Genomic DNA, 1,118 nt, shown 5'->3' on the forward strand with positions numbered 1-1,118 from the left:
AGAAAACACAAGGGAAAAGCGTAGTCAACGAGATTATACTTTAGGCTTTAAATTACAAGTTGTATCAGAAGTAGAAAAAGGCGATTATACCTATAAACAAGCTCAAAAACATTATGGTATTCAAGGTCGTAGTACAGTTTTGGTTTGGTTGCGAAAATATGGTAATTTAGATTGGAGTAAACCAATATTACGACAAGCAATGAAATCTAAAGACGAATCACCAGCTCAAAAGATAAAACGTTTAGAACGTGAGTTATCAGATGAAAAACTAAAGAATAGAGTTCTTAATGCAATGATTGATCTGTCAGACCGATCGTATGGCACCCAAATAAGAAAAAAGTATTCTACCCAACAGCCTTTGGACTCCAAGAAAAAGGAGTAAGTTTATCACGCGTTTGTTCACTGTTTGGGATAAGTAGACAAGCTCTATATCAATATAGAACGCAACAAGAATATCGTGAAAAAGAGTTTTTACAAGTAAAGGAATTAGTCCTAAAGATAAGGGCTATTACTCCTCGCTTAGGTACGCGAAAGCTCTATTACTTATTAAAAAAAGAATTTATAAAGTTAAATATCAAAATAGGTAGAGATGCTTTGTTTAAGTATTTAAAACGTGAGAATCTATCTATTAAGCCTAAAAAAAATTATACTAAAACCACTAACTCAAAACATTGGTTAACTAAACATCCTAACCTTTTAAAAAACTTAGCAATAACTCAACAAGAACAAGTTTTTGTAAGCGATATTACTTATGTAAAGACTAAAACAAATACATATTATTTATCCCTAGTTACTGATGCTTATAGCAGAAAGATTATGGGATATCATTTAAGTGAAGACATGAGCGCTAAAAGTATTGGTAAAGCTTTAGAAATGACTATCAAAAATAGAATAACTAAAAATAAAGCAATCCATCACTCAGATAGAGGATTACAATACTGTTCTGAACATTATCAGCTTCTATTAAATAAAAACAATATTATTCCTTCTATGACAGATGGGTATGATTGTTATCAAAATGCTTTAGCTGAAAGAATTAATGGAATATTAAAACAAGAATTTTTACTCTTTAAAACAAATACTAAACAAGAATTAGAACAACTAATAAAACAAAGTAT

The 1,118-nt window shown here is 30.0% G+C and carries 1 protein-coding gene; it reads left to right on the top strand.

Features of this window, described 5'->3' with window-relative positions; genetic code table 11:
- Window positions 1-1,118 (top strand): IS3 family transposase gene (locus BLT46_RS13085; protein WP_245722995.1). Its coding sequence is split into 2 segments (ribosomal slippage), with 1,119 coding nucleotides annotated over them: window positions 1-353 and window positions 353-1,118; the frame shifts between segments, so codons are not numbered across the junction. This gene is flagged as partial in the annotation.

It is taken from the genome of Myroides phaeus, from assembly GCF_900099675.1.
GTDB classification, from domain to species: Bacteria; Bacteroidota; Bacteroidia; order Flavobacteriales; family Flavobacteriaceae; genus Flavobacterium; species Flavobacterium phaeum.